This is a genomic window from Pseudoxanthomonas taiwanensis (genome assembly GCF_010093135.1).
Classification (GTDB): domain Bacteria; phylum Pseudomonadota; class Gammaproteobacteria; order Xanthomonadales; family Xanthomonadaceae; genus Pseudoxanthomonas; species Pseudoxanthomonas taiwanensis.
The window spans coordinates 1-16,865 of the sequence record NZ_PDWK01000065.1 but is presented as its reverse complement, the minus strand read 5'-3'; the positions used below and the strand labels follow the sequence as shown (position 1 = coordinate 16,865).

At 72.7% G+C, this 16,865-nt stretch carries 14 protein-coding genes; 9 read left to right on the top strand and 5 right to left on the bottom strand.

Annotation, left to right across the window (positions count from 1 at the left end; genetic code table 11):
• Positions 1–59 precede the first annotated feature (59 nt).
• From ligA to gyrA, 5 genes are all read left to right on the top strand, one after another.
• Positions 60–2,489, top strand: coding sequence for an NAD-dependent DNA ligase LigA (gene ligA, locus CR938_RS11590; protein WP_162125168.1), 2,430 nt, complete (start codon positions 60–62; stop codon positions 2,487–2,489).
• Positions 2,486–3,463: an EF-P lysine aminoacylase EpmA gene (gene epmA / locus CR938_RS11585; RefSeq protein ID WP_162125165.1), complete on the top strand. Its 978-nt coding sequence runs from the start codon at positions 2,486–2,488 to the stop codon at positions 3,461–3,463. The genes ligA and epmA overlap by 4 nt, the downstream gene beginning before the upstream one ends.
• A gap of 81 nt (positions 3,464–3,544) precedes the next feature.
• Positions 3,545–4,285 carry a DUF3011 domain-containing protein gene (locus CR938_RS11580; protein ID WP_162125167.1) on the top strand — a complete coding sequence of 247 codons (741 nt, stop codon included), beginning with the start codon at positions 3,545–3,547 and terminating at the stop codon, positions 4,283–4,285.
• Positions 4,286–4,325: 40 nt separating this feature from the next.
• Complete coding sequence (gene mtnA / locus CR938_RS11575; RefSeq protein WP_162125164.1) at positions 4,326–5,387, top strand: S-methyl-5-thioribose-1-phosphate isomerase; 1,062 nt, start codon at positions 4,326–4,328, stop codon at positions 5,385–5,387.
• Positions 5,388–5,593: 206 nt separating this feature from the next.
• Positions 5,594–8,206: a DNA gyrase subunit A gene (gyrA, locus tag CR938_RS11570; protein WP_162125163.1), complete on the top strand. Its 2,613-nt coding sequence runs from the start codon at positions 5,594–5,596 to the stop codon at positions 8,204–8,206.
• Between the two features lie 275 nt (positions 8,207–8,481).
• Here the strand turns inward: gyrA and CR938_RS11565 are convergent, their stop codons facing one another.
• The 3 genes from CR938_RS11565 to CR938_RS11555 all read right to left on the bottom strand — a co-directional run bounded on the left by CR938_RS11565 (position 8,482) and on the right by CR938_RS11555 (position 10,474).
• On the bottom strand, positions 8,482–9,450 hold the full coding sequence (locus tag CR938_RS11565; RefSeq protein ID WP_162125162.1) for a restriction endonuclease: 969 nt from the start codon (positions 9,448–9,450) through the stop codon (positions 8,482–8,484).
• 196 nt (positions 9,451–9,646) lie between these two features.
• On the bottom strand, positions 9,647–10,129 hold the full coding sequence (locus CR938_RS11560) for a phasin family protein (protein WP_162125161.1): 483 nt from the start codon (positions 10,127–10,129) through the stop codon (positions 9,647–9,649).
• Positions 10,130–10,198: 69 nt separating this feature from the next.
• Positions 10,199–10,474, bottom strand: a complete 276-nt coding sequence (locus CR938_RS11555) for a polyhydroxyalkanoic acid system family protein (protein WP_162125160.1) — start codon at positions 10,472–10,474, stop codon at positions 10,199–10,201.
• Between the two features lie 71 nt (positions 10,475–10,545).
• Here CR938_RS11555 and CR938_RS11550 point away from each other — a divergent pair, with 71 nt between their 5' ends.
• On the top strand, positions 10,546–11,334 hold the full coding sequence (locus tag CR938_RS11550) for an FHA domain-containing protein (RefSeq protein WP_162125159.1): 789 nt from the start codon (positions 10,546–10,548) through the stop codon (positions 11,332–11,334).
• On the opposite strand, the gene CR938_RS11545 is transcribed toward CR938_RS11550, so the two are convergent.
• Complete coding sequence (locus tag CR938_RS11545) at positions 11,303–11,908, bottom strand: protein-methionine-sulfoxide reductase heme-binding subunit MsrQ (protein WP_425502447.1); 606 nt, start codon at positions 11,906–11,908, stop codon at positions 11,303–11,305. The genes CR938_RS11550 and CR938_RS11545 overlap by 32 nt on opposite strands.
• A gap of 44 nt (positions 11,909–11,952) precedes the next feature.
• Positions 11,953–12,921 carry a protein-methionine-sulfoxide reductase catalytic subunit MsrP gene (gene msrP, locus CR938_RS11540; protein WP_162125158.1) on the bottom strand — a complete coding sequence of 323 codons (969 nt, stop codon included), beginning with the start codon at positions 12,919–12,921 and terminating at the stop codon, positions 11,953–11,955.
• 137 nt (positions 12,922–13,058) lie between these two features.
• Between msrP and serC the strand changes: the two genes are divergently transcribed.
• From serC to aroA, 3 genes are read left to right on the top strand one after another with little or no spacing between them, the layout of a single operon-like run.
• The gene (gene serC / locus CR938_RS11535; protein WP_162125157.1) at positions 13,059–14,144 is read left to right on the top strand and encodes a phosphoserine transaminase; all 1,086 of its coding nucleotides are present in this window, start codon (positions 13,059–13,061) and stop codon (positions 14,142–14,144) included.
• A 29-nt stretch (positions 14,145–14,173) separates the two neighbouring features.
• A complete protein-coding gene (gene pheA, locus CR938_RS11530; protein WP_162125156.1) occupies positions 14,174–15,355 on the top strand; it encodes a prephenate dehydratase in 1,182 nt (393 codons plus the stop codon).
• Positions 15,356–15,383: 28 nt separating this feature from the next.
• Entirely contained in the window at positions 15,384–16,700 is a 1,317-nt protein-coding gene (gene aroA, locus CR938_RS11525; protein WP_162125155.1) for a 3-phosphoshikimate 1-carboxyvinyltransferase, read from the top strand.
• Positions 16,701–16,865 lie beyond the last annotated feature (165 nt).

Here is a 16,865-nt window from a genome sequence, read left to right as displayed (position 1 = left end):
TGGTAGCGCCGGTTTGCGTCTTCGATCAGCCGCCGCAGCTCGCCGACCGCGTCGCCGAGCTGCGGCGGCTGATCGAAGACGCCAACCGGCGCTACCACGAGCTCGACGCACCGACCATCACCGACGCCGAATACGACGCGCTGGTGCGCGAACTGGAGGCGCTCGAGGCCGCGCACCCCGAGCTGGCCACGCCGGACTCGCCGACCCGCCGCGTGGGTGGCCGGCCGTCCTCGAAGTTCGCCGAGATCCGCCACGCCGTGCCGATGCTGTCGCTGGCCAACGCCTTCAGCGACGAAGAGGTGCGCGACTTCGTCGGCCGCATCGCCGAGCACCTGGACCGCGCCGAGCCGGTGTTCTCGGCCGAGCCCAAGCTGGACGGCCTGGCCATCAGCCTGCGCTACGAGGACGGCGTGTTCGTGCGCGGTGCCACCCGCGGCGACGGCGCCACCGGCGAGGACGTGACCGCCAACCTGCGCACCATCGCCGACATCCCGCAGCGCCTGGCGGGCAGGGGCTGGCCGAAGGTGCTGGAGGTGCGCGGCGAGGTGTACATGGCCCGCGCCGACTTCGAGCGCTGGAACGAGCACGCCCGCCTGCACGGCGGCAAGGTGCTGGCCAACCCGCGCAACGGCGCCGCCGGCTCGCTGCGCCAGCTCGACCCGAAGGTCACCGCCAGCCGCCCGCTGAGCTTCTACGCCTACGGCGTCGGCCAGGTGGAAGGCGGCAGCCTGCCGGACACGCATTCCGGCACGCTGGCGAAGCTGCGCGAGTGGGGGTTCCCGGTCAGCGACCTGGTCGAGGTGGTGCGGGGTGCCGAGGGCCTGCTCGGCTACTACCGCCGCATCGGCGCCGCCCGCGACGGACTGCCGTTCGACATCGACGGCGTGGTCTACAAGCTGGACGACTACGCCGGCCAGCGCGAGATGGGCTTCGTCGCGCGCGCGCCGCGCTGGGCCATCGCCCACAAGTTCCCGGCGCAGGAGCAGTCCACCACGGTCGAGGCGATCGAGATCCAGATCGGCCGCACCGGCGCGGCCACCCCGGTGGCACGGCTGAAGCCGGTGCACGTGGCCGGGGTGATGGTGACCAACGCCACCCTGCACAACGCCGACCACGTGGCGCGCCTGGACGTGCGCGTGGGCGACACGGTGATCGTGCGCCGCGCCGGCGACGTGATCCCGGAGGTGGTGCAGGTGGTGCCCGAGCACCGCCCGGACGGCGCGCAGCCCTGGACCATGCCGAGCCACTGCCCGGTATGCGGTTCGGAACTGGTGCGCGAGGAAGGCGCGGCGGTATGGCGCTGCAGCGGCGAGCTGGCCTGCCCGGCGCAGCTGAAGGAGACCATCATCCACTTCGCATCGCGCCGGGCCATGGACATCGAGGGGCTGGGCGACAAGTACGTCGAAACCCTGGTGGACGCCGGCATCCTGCGCGGCATCGCCGACCTGTACGGGCTGGGGCGCGACCAGCTGCTGTACCTGAAGCTGGTGCTGGAGGCCGCCTCGCCCGAGGCCCTGGCCGGCGCGGTGCAGCCGCACCTGCAGCCGGAAGGCAGCGGAGCGGCGCTGTCGGCGCTGCTGGCGCTGGATGGCGACGACGATGGCTGGCGCGCGCGGGCACTGGCGTTGCCGGTCGCCTTCGCCTGGAACCCGAAGAAGATCGCCACGAAGTGGGCGGAGAACCTGGTCGCGGCCATCGACCGCAGCCGCGACACCACCCTGGCACGCTTCCTCTACGCGCTGGGCATCCAGCACGTGGGCGAGAGCACCGCGAAGGCGCTGGCGCAGTGGTTCGGCGATCTGGACCTGATCCGCCGCCTGCCGTGGCCGCTGTTCCGGCGCGTGCCGGACATCGGCGGCGAGGTGGCGCGCGCCATCGGCCACTTCCTCGACCAGCCGGCCAACCAGGCGGTGATCGACCGGCTGCTCGAGCGTGGCGTGCGCATCGGCGACGCGCATCTACCCTCGCCGAGGCTGCGCGAGGGCCTGGACCTGGCCACGCTGCTGGTGGACCTGGAGATCCCGAAGGTGACCGCGGTGCGCGCGGCGCAGCTGGCCGCGGCCTTCAAGGACGCGCAGGCGCTGCTGGACGCGCCGGCGCACGCGCTGGTTGCGGCCGGCCTGCCGGCGGAGAGCGCGGGCGCGCTGGCGGCCTGGCTGGAGAAAGAGGCCAACGCCGAGCTGCTGCTGCGCGCCGCGCAGGCCCAGGCCGAACTGCTCGCGTTGCTGCCCGCGCAGGCGGAGCAGGGCGGCGGGCCGCTGGAAGGGAAGACCGTCGTGCTGACCGGCACCCTGGCCTCGATGACACGCGACGCGGCGAAGGAGAAACTCGAGGCGCTGGGCGCGAAGGTCGCCGGCAGCGTGTCGAAGAAGACCCACCTGGTGGTGGCCGGCGAGGCCGCCGGCTCCAAGCTGGCCAAGGCGCAGGAGCTGGGCATCGAGGTGTGGGACGAGGCCCGGCTGCTGGCCTTCCTGGCGGAGCAGGCATGAGTGCGGACGACTGGCGCCCCAGTGCGGACATCGCGGCCCTGCGCCTGCGCGCGCGCCTGTACGCGCTGATCCGCGGCTTCTTCGCCGAGCGCGGCGTGCTGGAGGTGGAGACGCCGGTGCTGTCCGGGGCCGGCAACACCGAGCCGAACATCGAGAGCTTCACCGCCCGCTTCACCGGCCACCGCGACGCCGGCGCGCCGGAGCGCTGGCTGCGCACCTCGCCGGAGTATCCGCTCAAGCGCCTGCTGGCCGCCGGCATCGGCGACTGCTACGAGCTGGGCCGGGTGTTCCGCAACGGCGAGGCCGGCGGCCGCCACAACCCCGAGTTCACCATGCTCGAGTGGTACCGGGTCGGCTGGGACCACCGCCGCCTGGCGGCCGAGACGGTGGAGCTGGTGCAGCTGGCACTGGGCCTGGTCGGGCGCCGCGCGCAGGTGGTGGAGACCACCTACCGCGAGCTGTTCCTGGACGCGGCCGGGGTGGATCCGTTCACCGCCGGCGAGGACGCGCTGCGCGCGGCACTGGGGGAGGTGGCCATCGACGGCGGGGGCCTGGGCCGCGACGACTGGCTGGACCTGCTGATGACCCACCGCGTGCAGCCGGCATTCCCGGCCGACCGCATCACCGTGGTCCCCGACTGGCCGGCCAGCCAGTGCGCGCTGGCGAAGATCCGCCCGGGCGATCCGCCGGTGGCCGAGCGCTTCGAGCTGTACCTGGGCCAGTTCGAGCTGGCCAACGGCTACCACGAGCTGACCGACGCGGCCGAGCAGCGCCGCCGTTTCGAGCGTGACCACCAGGTGCGGCGGGCGCGCGGCACGGTGCTGCCGCCGCTGGACGAGCGCCTGCTGGCGGCACTGCAGGCGGGCATGCCCGACTGTGCCGGGGTGGCGCTGGGCGTGGAGCGGCTGCTGATGGCCCTGCTGGGCACCGGCCGCATCGCCGACGTGCTGGCCTTCGACTTCCGCCGTGCCTGAGACGGCGGCTGAACGGTTGCCGGAAGCGTTCATCCTGCCGTGACCGTGGCGCGCAAGAATCGGGGCATGCGCAACATCGTCATGACGGCACCCCGCAGGCAAGGATCCGCCCACCACAGCCGGTTGCGGCGCGTGCTGGTCCGGCTGGCCACCTGCGGAGCGCTGGCGTGGCTGGGCGGCGCCGGCCCGGCCCTGGCGCAGGAGGAGCGCGACGGGTTCGTCCGCTGCCAGTCCAAGGGCATGGCCCGCGTGCATTGCCCGATGGACACCTCGCGCGGGGTGGACCTGGTCCGGCAGCTGTCCGAACAGCCCTGCATCCGCGAGGCGGGGTGGGGCGTGGACCAGTACGGCGTGTGGGTGGCGCTGGGCTGCCGCGCCGAGTTCCGTGCCCGCCCGGCCGACGCGGCACCCGACGACGCGCCGCGGCGCCGCGTGGTCCGCTGCGAGTCCAGCGGCAGCAAGCGTTCCTGCGCGGTGAGCCTGCGCGGCGCACCGGTGCGCCTGCTGCACCAGCTGTCGGCCTGGCCGTGCCGGCGCGGCGAGAGCTGGGGCGTGGGCCGCAACGAGGTGTGGGTGGCGCGCGGCTGCCAGGGCGAGTTCGAGATCGGCGACCGCGAGGCCGGCTTCCCGCCCGGTCCGCGCCACCTGCTGTGCGAGTCCAAGGGCCGCGCCCGGCGCTTCTGCGGCATCACCATCGAGCACGGCGCCAGCATGGTGCGGCAGCTGTCCGGCACGCCCTGCGAGGAGGGGCGCACCTGGGGCTGGGACGGCGACGGCGTGTGGGTGACCGGCGGGTGCCGGGCCGAGTTCCGCGTCGACTGAAGGGCGCGGCGCAGGCGGCGCGCGCCGCTAGAATGTGCCGATGAACGACGCACGCCTGGATTTCGACCGCTACGACCACGTCCGCCCGATCCTCTGGACCGGGGAAGCCCTGCAACTGCTGGACCAGCGCAGGCTGCCGTTCGTGGTCGAGCACGTGGCGTGCGCGGACAGCGACGCGGTGGCCCGGGCCATCCGCGACCTGGCCGTGCGCGGCGCGCCGGCCATCGGCATCGCTGCGGCCTGGGGCGTGGTGCTGGCCGCGCGCGGCGTGGAGGCGGCCGACGGGCCGGCCGCGCTGGCGCAGCTGGAACCGGCGCTGCAGCGTCTCAATGCCGCCCGTCCGACCGCGGTCAACCTGGCCTGGGCGCTGGCGCGCATGCGCCGGGGGCTGGCCGGCGCCGGCGCGGACTGGCGCCAGCGCCTGGAACGCGAGGCACAGGCCATCGCCGACGAAGACCTGGCCGCCAACCGGCGCATGGACATGCTGGGCGCGGCACTGATCGCGCCGGGCAGCGGCGTGCTCACCCACTGCAACACCGGCTCGCTGGCCACCGCCGGCTTCGGCACCGCGCTGGGCGTGATCCGTGCCGGCGTGGCCCAGGGCCGCATCGCGCGCGTGTACGCCGGCGAGACCCGGCCCTGGCTGCAGGGCGCGCGTCTGACCGTGTGGGAACTGCAGCAGGACGGCATCCCCGCCACCCTGATCGCCGACTCGGCCGCCGCCCACCTGATGAAGACCGGCGCGGTGCAGTGGGTGGTCGTGGGCGCCGACCGCATCTGCGCCAACGGCGACACCGCCAACAAGATCGGCACCTACCAGCTGGCCATCGCCGCCCGCCACCACGGGCTGAAGTTCATGGTCGTGGCCCCGTCCTCGACCGTGGACCTGGACACGCCGGACGGGGAGGCGATCGAGATCGAGCAGCGCGATCCTGGCGAACTGTTCGGCGTGGGCGGCGTGCGCACCGTGGCCGAGGGCATCGCCGCCTGGAACCCGGTGTTCGACGTGACCCCGGCCGGGCTGATCGACGCCATCGTCACCGAGAAGGGCGTGGTCGGGCAGCCGACGGCGGAGAAGATGCGCGCCGCCTTTGGCGGCTGACCCCTGCCGTGGCCGGGCCGCGGCGCGGCACGGTGGTGGCCGCCAACGGCGGCAAGCGGGCCGGAAACGGCGCGTAACCTGCTGATTTTCCGGTGCGGCGACGGCCGGCGAAGTGCCCGGCTGTGGTACAATCGGACGGTTGGAATCCCCTTCGAAACACCGTTTGCCGGCACCGCTGGCCGCAGACGCCCCAGCCCGGAATCCGAATGACCGATCTCGCCAAAGAAATCATCCCGGTCAACCTCGAAGACGAGATGCGCCGCAGCTACCTCGATTACGCCATGAGCGTGATCGTGGGGCGCGCGCTCCCGGACGTGCGGGACGGCCTCAAGCCCGTGCATCGCCGCGTCATGTACGCGATGAACGAGCTGGGCGCGCACAGCAACAAGCCGTACTACAAGTCGGCGCGCATCGTCGGCGACGTCATCGGTAAGTACCACCCGCACGGCGACCAGTCGGTGTACGACACCCTGGTGCGCATGGCCCAGCCGTTCTCGCTGCGCTACCTGCTGGTGGACGGCCAGGGCAACTTCGGTTCGATCGACGGCGACGCGGCCGCGGCCATGCGTTACACCGAGGCGCGCATGTCGCGCCTGGCGCACGAGCTGATGGCCGACATCGACAAGGAGACCGTCGACTTCCAGCCCAACTACGACGAGAAGGAGCTGGAACCGACGGTGATGCCGACCCGGTTCCCGAACCTGCTGGTCAACGGCGCGGCGGGCATCGCGGTGGGCATGGCCACCAACATCCCGCCGCACAACATGTCGGAGGTGGTGGACGGCCTACTGGCCCTGCTCGACGATCCCGAGATCGACGTGGACGGGCTGATGCAGTACATCCCCGGCCCGGACTTCCCCACCGGCGGCATCATCAACGGCGTGGCCGGCATCCAGCTGGCCTACCGCACCGGCCGCGGCCGCGTGCGCATCCGCGCCCGCGCCGAGGTCGAGGTGGCCGACAACGGCCGCGAGGCCATCGTCGTCACCGAGATCCCGTACCAGGTCAACAAGGCCAAGCTCATCGAGAAGATCGCCGAGCTGGTCAAGGAAAAGAAGATCGAGGGCATCTCGGAGCTGCGCGACGAGTCCGACAAGGACGGCATGCGCATCTACATCGAGGTCAAGCGCGGCGAGTCGGCCGAGGTGGTGCTGAACAACCTCTACCAGCAGACCCAGCTGGAGTCGGTGTTCGGCATCAACATGGTGGCCCTGGTCGACGGCCGCCCGCAGCTGGTCAACCTCAAGCAGATCCTCGAGGCCTTCCTGCGCCACCGCCGCGAGGTGGTGACCCGCCGCACGATCTTCGAGCTGCGCAAGGCCCGCGCCCGCGCCCACGTGCTGGAAGGCCTGACGGTCGCGCTGGCCAACATCGACGAGATGATCGAGCTGATCAAGACCTCGGAGAACCCGCAGGTGGCCAAGGAGCGCATGCTCGAGCGCACCTGGGAGCCGGGCCTGGTCGGCGCGCTGCTGGCCGCGGCCGGCGCCGAGGCCTCGCGGCCGGAGGACCTGCCTCCGGGCGTGGGCCTGGTCGAGGGCCGCTACCGCCTGACCGAGGTCCAGGCCCAGCAGATCCTGGAGATGCGCCTGCACCGCCTGACCGGCCTGGAGCAGGAGAAGCTGACCGAGGAATACCGCCAGCTGCTGGACACCATCCAGGGCCTGATCCGCATCCTCGAGGATCCGGACGTGCTGCGCGACGTGATCCGCACCGAGCTGCGCAACCTCAAGGAGGAGTTCGGCGACGCCCGCCTGAGCGAGATCCGCGCCAGCGAGGAGGATCTGGACATCCTCGACCTGATCGCCCCGGAGGACGTGGTGGTCACCCTGTCGCACGCCGGCTACGCCAAGCGCCAGCCGGTGTCGGCCTACCGCGCCCAGCGGCGCGGTGGCCGCGGCCGCAGCGCGGCGGCGACCAAGGACGAGGATTTCATCGAGCAGCTGTGGCTGGTCAACACCCATGACACGCTGCTGACCTTCACCAGCAGCGGCCGCGTGTTCTGGCTGCCGGTGCACGTGCTTCCGGAGGCCGGCTCCAACGCGCGCGGGCGCCCGATCGTCAACTGGATCCCGCTGGAAGAGGGGGAGAAGGTGCAGGCGGTGCTGCCGGTGCGCGAGTACACCGAAGGCCACTACGTGTTCTTCGCCACCCGCAACGGCACGGTCAAGAAGACCCCGCTGACCGAGTTCGCCTTCCGCCTGCAGCGCGGCAAGATCGCCATCAACCTGGAGGAGGGCGACGCCCTGGTGGACGTGGCCCTGACCGACGGCGCCCGCGACGTGATGCTGTTCGCCTCCAATGGCAAGGCGGTGCGCTTCGACGAGTCCGAGGTGCGCCCGATGGGCCGCAACGCCACCGGCGTGCGCGGCATCCGCCTGGCCGAGGGCGAGTCGGTGGTCAGCCTGATCGTGGTCGACGGCGAGGGCGACATCCTCACCGCCTCCGAGCGCGGTTACGGCAAGCGCACCCCGCTGGCCGAATACCCGAAGAAGGGCCGCGGCACCCAGGGCGTGATCGCGATCCAGACCAGCGAGCGCAACGGCCGCCTGGTCGGTGCGGTGCAGCTGTCCGAGCAGCACGAGGTGCTGCTGATCTCCGACGCCGGCACCCTGGTGCGCACCCGCGCCGCGGAGATCTCGCAGGTGGGCCGCAACACCCAGGGTGTGACCCTGATCCGCCTGGCCGAGGGCGAGTCGCTGCAGGCGGTCGAGCGCGTGGACGCCTCGCTGGACGAGGACGACGAGGCCACCGCGCCCGAGGCGCAGGCCCAGGTCCCGGCCGCGCAGCAGGAGCAGGAGGGCGCGCCGCCGGCCTGATGCCGGCGGCCCCGCCAGGAACCGCGGAACGCCGGCCCCCGGGCCGGCGTTTCTTTTGCGCCCCATGGCGCCTTGCCGAGGCACCGGGGCACCGCGGCGGCGCCGGGCGGGGGCACGGTGTCCGACCGCACGCCGGGCAGGAGGAGGCGGCCGGCCGGATGCGGCGGTCCCGCCAGGCAGGAATGGAAAACGCCGGCGCGAGGCCGGCGTTTGGTTCCGTGCTGCATTGTCCGGTGGCCGTGGCCGCGCCGCGGGCCGGCCTCCGGCGCCGCCGGTCACAGGGTGCGGCACTGGCGCCAGCGCACCGGTTCCTCGTAGCCCGGGCGCGGATTGAGCTGCACGCGCACCGTGCGCAGCGCCGGATAGCGCTCCAGCTCGGCGCAGATCAGCGGCCAGACGATGGTGTCGGCGCCGACACGGTCCACGACCAGGGTGGCGCGGGTGAGCCAGTAGGCGCGGGTGATGCCCGGCTGGCGCGAGAGTTGCCTGACGATGTCGGCCTGGTGGCGCTGCAGGGTGGCCTCGTCCGGATCGTCGACGATGGCCTGGTCCGCTTCCGCCCCGGCGGCCTGCGCGGTGGCCCCGGCTGGCGGCGTGGCCGCCGCGGTGGCTGCCGTGGGGGGGGGCGCCGGCGCGGCCGCGTTGCCGCCGGTTCCGGACAGCTGCGGCAGCAATGCGGCCACCGCCAGGCCCAGGGCCAGCGAGCCGAGCGCGGCGATCAGGCTGTGCCGCTTGGCCTCGGCCTGCGCGGCGCCGACGATCTGTTCGGCGGTCGTGCCCAGGAACGGGCGCAGCAGCGGCCACAGCCGCGGGCCGTCCACCAGCTCGATGCCCAGGCTTTCGGCCGCGGCCAGGGCGTCCCGCTCGGCGCGGCCCTCGGTCAGCAGGATGCCGCGCTGGGCACCGACCAGGTGCATCTCAGCGGCCAGCTCCTCGATGTTGGCCACGCCGATGCGGTAGGCCAGGCCGTGCTTGCAGGCGACCAGCCAGCGCGTCTGGTCCGCATCGACCATCAGCATGCGGGTGGTGTCGCCGCGTTCGCTGGCCGGGCGGCCGTCGTCGCGCAGGCCGCGCTGCTGCATCGCCTGTGCGGCAAGCGCGGAGAACTCGCGCCAACGCAGCCCCGCCAGGGCCTTGAGCCCGGCCTCCATCTCGGCACGGTTGCGGCGAACCAGCCACAGGTACAGCAGCGATGCGGCGCATGCCAGAACGGCAAGCCCCGATCCGATGATCCAAGACGACATGAAAGTCCCGTGTGGCGGTCCCGAATGTGGGACGCGGAATTCTACACGCACGCGCCCCGGGCGCCGGATGCAGAAAGCCCGCCAACCCAGAAGCCGAGAGGGGAGGGGAGCAAACGGCCGGAATGGGTTGGCGGGCCTGCGCGAATTCTGCCGCAGCCGTTTGTGCTTTGCAACAAACGGCGCGGGCACGGGCGGGTCAGTCGGGCGTGGGCGGGCGCGAACCGGTCACCGTGTCCTTCGAGCCGGCGTTGAACTGCTGCTGCTGGATCAGCCGGGCCAGGGCGTCGATGCGCGCGCCCAGCGCGTCCAGGTCCTCGCGGGTGGGCACGTCCATCTGCCGCATGGCCTGCTGCACACGCTGCTCGAAGGCGCGGCCGACGCTGTTCCAGGCCTCGGCGGCCCGGCTCTGCGCCCGGCCCAGCGCCGCGTCGAGGGTCTGGCGCAGGCTTTCCAGGCGGGCGGCGGCGCCGTCCTGGCCTACGCCCGCGCCCACCGCGCGGCCTTCCTCGGCCAGCTCCTCGAACAGCCGGCTGCCCTCGGCCTGCGCCCGCGACAGCGCGCCCAGGCCGGCCAGCCACACCTGCTGGGCCGAATCGCCCATCTCGCGCATGATCCGCTCGGCCTGCGCCTGCAGTTCGGCCATGCTGGCGAAAGTTCGGGTCTTGTCGTGACGTTCCATCAACCGGTCCTCCGTGGGAACACTGCCGGACCAGTATGGACCGCGCCTTGAAAAGGCCGCGTGAGGCGTTCAGCCCAGCTTTTCCGCCAGTGCCCGCCGGATCTCCTGCTCCACGATGCCACGCATGGCCGACAGCAGCAGGCCCAGCTCGGCGACCACGCGCACCTGGCGGGGCTGCAGCTCGACCCGGCCCTGGATGCCGGGGCCGGACAGCTTCAGCGCGCCGTCCTCCCAGCGCGGCTCCAGGCCGTAGCGGGATTGCAGGCGCGCGGCCAGGTCGTCCACGACCTGCCGGATCTGGTCCTGGGCGAGCGAGTGGGGATGGACGAGGTCGATCCTGGACACGAAGCGGCTCCCTGGCTGTCGGCCCGCGCGCGGCAGGCGCAAAATGTGACGTCTTTGCTAGTCTGCCACGCATGCCGGAACTGCGCCTCCATTTCAGCAACCGCCAGCAGCCCGACCATCCGCTGACCCCTGGCGAGCACCGCCTGGTCCGGCAGGCCAGCGGCATCCCCGGCGTCGGCGACCCCGTGCAGGGCGCGTTGCTGGCGCAGTTCTGCGTGGACCGGCGCGGCCTGTGGCTGCAGGTGGCCGCCGGCGCGCGCGGCCTGCACGTCAACGGCCGTCCGGTGCGGCGCATGGCCCTGCTGCGCGCCGGCGACGCGGTCTACGCCGACGGCGTGGAGATGGTGGTGCAGGCGCCGCCGGTCGGGGACGGGCAGGAAGAGGCGGGCGACCCGGTCGCCGACCCCTGCCTGGTGCTGCGCGGGGTCGGCGGCAGCCACCACGGCCGCAGCTTCACCCTGGGCGCGCCGCGCCTGGTCGGGGCCGCGCGCGAGGCGGACATCCGCATCGAGGATCCGGCCTTCCCGCAGCGGCATGCGCTGCTGGAACGGCGCGGCAACCGCGTGCTGCTGCGCGACCTCGGCGGCGAGGGCAGCGTGGACAACGGCGTGCGCGTGCGCGAGGCGGTGCTCTCGGCCGGCGACCAGGTCGTGTTCGACGGCCGCCACCGCTTCGTGGTTGAGCTGCCCACGGCCCCGGCCGGGTCGGCGGCCGCGCCTCCCGGCGGCACGCCGCCGCGGGAGGTGCCCGAGGACCGCGTGCAGCCGGCCGGCGCCGGCACGCGCCTGCCGCTGCTGCTGCTGGCCGCGCTGCTGCTGGCCGGGCTGTTCAGCGCGCTGCTGTGGTTCGGGGCCGGCTGAACCGCGCCGCCACGCGCCAGCCCAGCAGGACGGTGAGCACCGCCGCGTACAGCGCCGGCTCGCGCACGTCGGCCTTGACCACCCACCAGAAGTGCAGCACCGCCAGTACGCCGATGGCGTAGACCAGGCGGTGCAGCAGGCCCCAGCGCCGTCCCAGCCGGCGCATCCAGCCCTGGGTGGAGGTGAGCGCCAGTGGCACCAGCAGCAGCCAGGCCAGGAAGCCGACGGTGATGTACGGCCGCCTGGCGATCTCCCCGAAGACCAGTGCCCAGTAGCCGCCCAGGTCCAGCACCAGGTAGGCGGCCAGGTGCAAACTGGCATAGAAGAAGGCGTACAGGCCCAGCATGCGGCGGAAGCGCGGCAGCACGCTCCAGCCGGTGAGCCGGCGCAGCGGAGTGATGGCCAGGGTGGCCAGCAGCAGGCGCAGCGCCCACAGCCCGGTGAAGTGCTCGACCGCGGCCACCGGGTCCGGGTCCAGCGCGTCGCCGCCGCGCCAGACCCCGGCCATGCGCCAGGCCAGCAGTGCGGCCGGCGCCAGCGCGGCGGCGTGGACCGCGGCCCTGGCCGCCCGCAGCGCCGGCGCCGTGCGCCGCGCCGGCGTCCGTGCGGGCGTTCCACTCAGTACCACCGGCGCAGGTCCATGCCCGCGTACAGCGGCGCCACCTGCTCGGCGTAGCCGTTGAACAGGCGGGTGGGGATGCGTTCGGCGAACAGCCGGCTCCTGGTGCCGGCGATGCGCCGCTCGGTCTTCTGGCTCCAGCGCGGATGGTCCACCTCCGGATTGACGTTGGCGAAGAAGCCGTACTCGGACGGCTGCAACGCGTTCCAGGCGGTCTCCGGCATGCGCCCGGTGAAGCGGATGGCCACGATCGACTTGATCGACTTGAAGCCGTACTTCCACGGCACCACCAGTCGCAGCGGCGCGCCGTTCTGCTGCGGCAGCGGCCGGCCGTACAGGCCCGTGGCCAGCAGCGTCAGCGGGTGCATGGCCTCGTCGATGCGCAGGCCCTCGCGGTACGGCCAGCGGATCGTGCGCTGGCGGATGCCCGGCATCTGCTCCGGGTCGGCCAGGGTGGTGAAGGCCACGTATTTCGCCTTCGAGGTGGGCTGGAAGCGGCGCAGCACCATGCCCAGCGGCACCCCCAGCCACGGCACCACCATGGACCAGCCTTCCACGCAGCGCAGGCGGTAGACGCGCTCCTCCGGCCGCAGGCCGCGCAGCAGGTCCTCCAGGCCGATGCGGCCGGGACGCCCGCACTCGCCGTCCACCACCACCGTCCACGGCGTGGTGCGCAGCGTCCTGGGGGCTCTGGAGGGATCGTCCTTGCGCGTGCCGAACTCGTAGAAGTTGTTGTAGGTGGTGGCGTCCTCGTAGCGGGTCAGCGGCTCGTCCGTGCGGAAGCCGGCGGCGGCCTCGGCCGTGCCCACCGCGCGGGCCGCCGGCGGTGGCGGCTCGGCTTCGGCACATCCGCCCAGGCCCAGCGCGGGCGCGGCAGCCAGCGCGGCCAGCAGGCGGCGGCGTTCCAGGTAGACCGCCTCGTCGGTGATCGCGCCGGAGGGGATACGGGGCGGGCGGAACCTGGCCATGGCGTCACTCCCAGGGGGTCCGGAGGTGGGACCGCCGGCCGCGGCCGGGGTTCCCCGCAGGGCACGGAAGCGGTCTTGGTTGCTTCCGCAACTGCTGCACTGCGGCATACTACGGAAGCATTCCTTACGGGTGGATCATGACGCGCGCCTACAACTTCAGTGCCGGCCCCGCCACGCTGCCGGAAGCGGTCCTGCGCCAGGCGCAGGCGGAAATGCTGGACTGGAACGGGGTGGGCGCCTCGATCGTGGAACTGAGCCACCGTGGCGCCGAGTTCATGGGCGTGGCCGCCGAGGCCGAGGCCAACCTGCGCCGCCTGCTGTCCATCCCCGACGACTACGCGGTGCTGTTCATGGCCGGCGGCGCCACCACGCAGCAGGCGCTGCTGCCGCTGAACTTCGCCGCGCCGGGGCAGACCGCCGACTACGTGGTCACCGGCCACTGGAGCAGGACCGCGATCAGGCAGGCCCGGCCCTACGTCAACGTGCACGTGGTGGCCGACGGCGAGCCGGGCGGATTCCGCGACATCCCGCCGCGGGCGCAGTGGTCGCTGAGTCCGGACGCGGCCTACGTGCACATCACCGCCAACGAAACCATCCACGGCGTGGAGTACCGCGAGGTGCCCGACGTGGGCGACGTGCCGCTGTTCGCCGACTTCAGCTCCTCGATCGCCTCCGGGCCGATCGACGTGTCCAGGTACGGGCTGATCTACGCCGGCGCGCAGAAGAACCTCGGGCCGGTGGGCATCGCCGTGGTGATTGTGCGGCGCGAGCTGCTGGAGCGTGCCGGGCAGCCGCGCGCGGACATCTTCACCTACGCCTCGCACGCGGCGCGCGACTCCATGCTCAACACGCCGCCGACCTGGAACTGGTACCTGCTCGGCCTGACCGTGAAGTGGATGCTGGAGCAGGGCGGGGTGGAGGAGTTCGCCCGCCGCAGCGAGGCCAAGGCCGCGCTGGTGTACGAGGCCATCGACAGCTCCGGCGGCTTCTACCGCAACGAGGTGGCGCCGGCGGTGCGCTCGCGCATGAACATCCCGTTCTTCCTGCCGGACGAGACCCTGACCGCGCGCTTCGTGGCCGAATCGCGCCAGGCCGGCCTGCTGGGGCTGAAGGGCCACAAGGCGGTGGGCGGCATCCGCGCCTCGCTGTACAACGCCATGCCGGTGGAAGGCGCGCGCGCGCTGGTGGAGTTCATGCGCGACTTCCAGCGGCGCCACGGCTGACGCGCCGCACCGACACGGAACCCACGCACATGGCAGCAGTGAAGAAGACCGCGAAGAAGCCGGCCCGCAAGGCCGCCGCCAGGCCGGCGGCCAAAGGCCAGGCGGAGGCCGCGCGCAAGCGGGACGGCGACGCGCCGGACCTGGCCAACGTGCGCGCGCAGATCGACGCCATCGACCGCCAGATCCAGGAGCTGATCTCGCAGCGGGCCCGCTTCGCCCGCCAGGTGGGCAAGGCCAAGGGCAAGCTCGCCGCGGCGGTGGACTACTACCGTCCCGAGCGCGAGGCCCAGGTCCTGCGCATGGTGGTGGACCGCAACCAGGGCCCGCTCTCGGACGAGGTGCTGGTGCACGTGTTCCGCGAGATCATGTCCGCCTGCCTGGCCCAGCAGGAGCCGTTGAAGATCGGCTACCTGGGGCCGGAAGGTACCTTCAGCCAGCAGGCGGTCCTCAAGCACTTCGGCCGTTCGGCGCACGGCCTGCCGCTGGGCAGCATCGAGGAGGTGTTCCAGGAGGTGGAGGCCGGCAACGCCGACTTCGGCGTGGTGCCGGTGGAGAACTCCGGACAGGGCACCATCCAGGTCACCCTGGACATGTTCCTGACCTCGCCGCTGAAGATCTGCGGCGAGGTGGAGCTGAAGGTGCACCAGTACCTGCTCTCGCGCTCCGGCCGCATCGAGGACATCGAGCGCATCTACGCCCATCCGCAGGCCTTCGCCCAGACTGCCGGCTGGCTGCGCGCCAACCTGCCCAGGGCGGAGAAGATCCCGGTCTCCAGCAACGCCGAGGGCGCACGCCGGGCGCGCAACGCCGACGACGCGGCGGCCATCGCCGGCGAGAGCGCGGCGCACGTGTATGGCCTGAAGAAGGTCATCATGCGCCCGATCCAGGACGACAAGGACAACACCACGCGCTTCCTGGTGATCGGCCGGCGCCTGTTCCCGCCCTCCGGCCACGACCGCACCTCGATCCTGGTGTTCATCCACGACAAGCCCGGCGCACTGTTCGACGTGCTCAGCCCGTTCGCGCGCCACGGCATCAGCATGAACCGGATCGAGTCGCGGCCCTCGCACCAGGCCAAGTGGGAGTATGCGTTCTTCATCGACCTGGCCGGCCACGTCGAGGACGAGGCGATGAAGAAGGCACTGGCCGAGCTGGAACGGCACGCCGCCCAGGTCAAGGTGCTGGGCTCGTATCCGGTCGCGGTGCCCTGACCCCGTTCCCCCAACCGATGGAGCCGTGATGTCGCAAGCGTCACCCTGCTGGATCGCCACCGCCGGACGGCCGCTGCGCGGCACCCTGGACATCCCCGGCGACAAGTCGGTCTCGCACCGGGCGGTGATGTTCGCCGCCCTGGCCGATGGCACCTCCACCATCGACGGCTTCCTGGAGGGCGAGGACACCCGTGCCACCGCGGCGATCTTCGCCCGTCTGGGCGTGCGCATCCAGACGCCTTCGCCCTCGCGCCGCATCGTCCACGGCGTGGGCGTGGACGGGCTCAAGGCCGCCGACGGCCCGCTGGATTGCGGCAACGCCGGCACCGGCATGCGCCTGCTGGCCGGGCTGCTGGCCGCGCAGCCGTTCGACAGCGTGCTGGTGGGCGACGAATCGCTCTCGCGCCGGCCGATGCGCCGGGTCACCGGGCCGCTGGCGCGGATGGGCGCGCGGATCGACACGGAACCGGACGGTACGCCCCCGCTGCGCATCCACGGTGGCCAGACGCTGCACGGCATCGACTACGTGCTGCCGGTGGCCAGCGCGCAGGTGAAGTCGGCCATCCTGCTGGCCGGCCTGTACGCGCAGGGCACCACCTCGGTGACCGAGCCGCACCCGACCCGCGACTACACCGAGCGCATGCTCGCCGCCTTCGGCGTGGACATCGAGTTCTCGCCGGGCTTCGCCCGCCTGCGTGGCGGCCAGCGCCTGCGCGCCACCGACGTGGCAGTGCCGGCGGACTTCTCCTCGGCGGCCTTCTTCCTGGTGGCCGCCAGCATCGTCCCCGGCTCGGAGTTGCGCCTGCGCCAGGTGGGCCTGAACCCGCGCCGCACCGGCCTGCTGCAGGCCCTGCGCCTGATGGGGGCGGACATCCGCGAGGAGAACGCCGGCGAGCACGGCGGTGAGCCGGTGGCCGACCTGGTGGTGCGGTACGCGCCGCTGCGCGGCATCGAGGTGCCGGTGGAGCTGGCGCCGGACATGATCGACGAGTTCCCGGCGCTGTTCGCCGCCGCGGCCTGCGCCGAAGGCCCGACCGTGGTGCGCGGCGCGGCCGAGCTGCGGGTCAAGGAATCCGACCGCCTGGCGGCCATGGCCACCGGCCTGCGCACCCTGGGCCTGCGCGTGGACGAGACCCCGGACGGGGCCACCATCCACCCGGGGGCGCTCGGCGGCGGCACCATCGAAAGCCACGCCGACCACCGCAGCGCCATGGCCTTCGCCGTGGCCGCTCAGCGCGCGGCCGGCGAGGTGCGGATCCGCGACGTGGCCAACGTGGCCACCTCCTTCCCGGGCTTCGACCGGCTGGCCGCCGGCTGCGGCTTCGGCCTGCGCGGCGAAGGCTGAGCACCGGCTGCGGCCGCGCCGCCGCCGGCGGGTGCGGCCTAGGGCCTGTTAACACTACGTGCTAACATACTGCGCATGGAACTTACGCCTGCGCAATTCGCGCGTATCGAGGATTGCCTGCCGCGGCAGCGGGGCAATGTGTCGCTGGACAACCTTCAAGTGCTC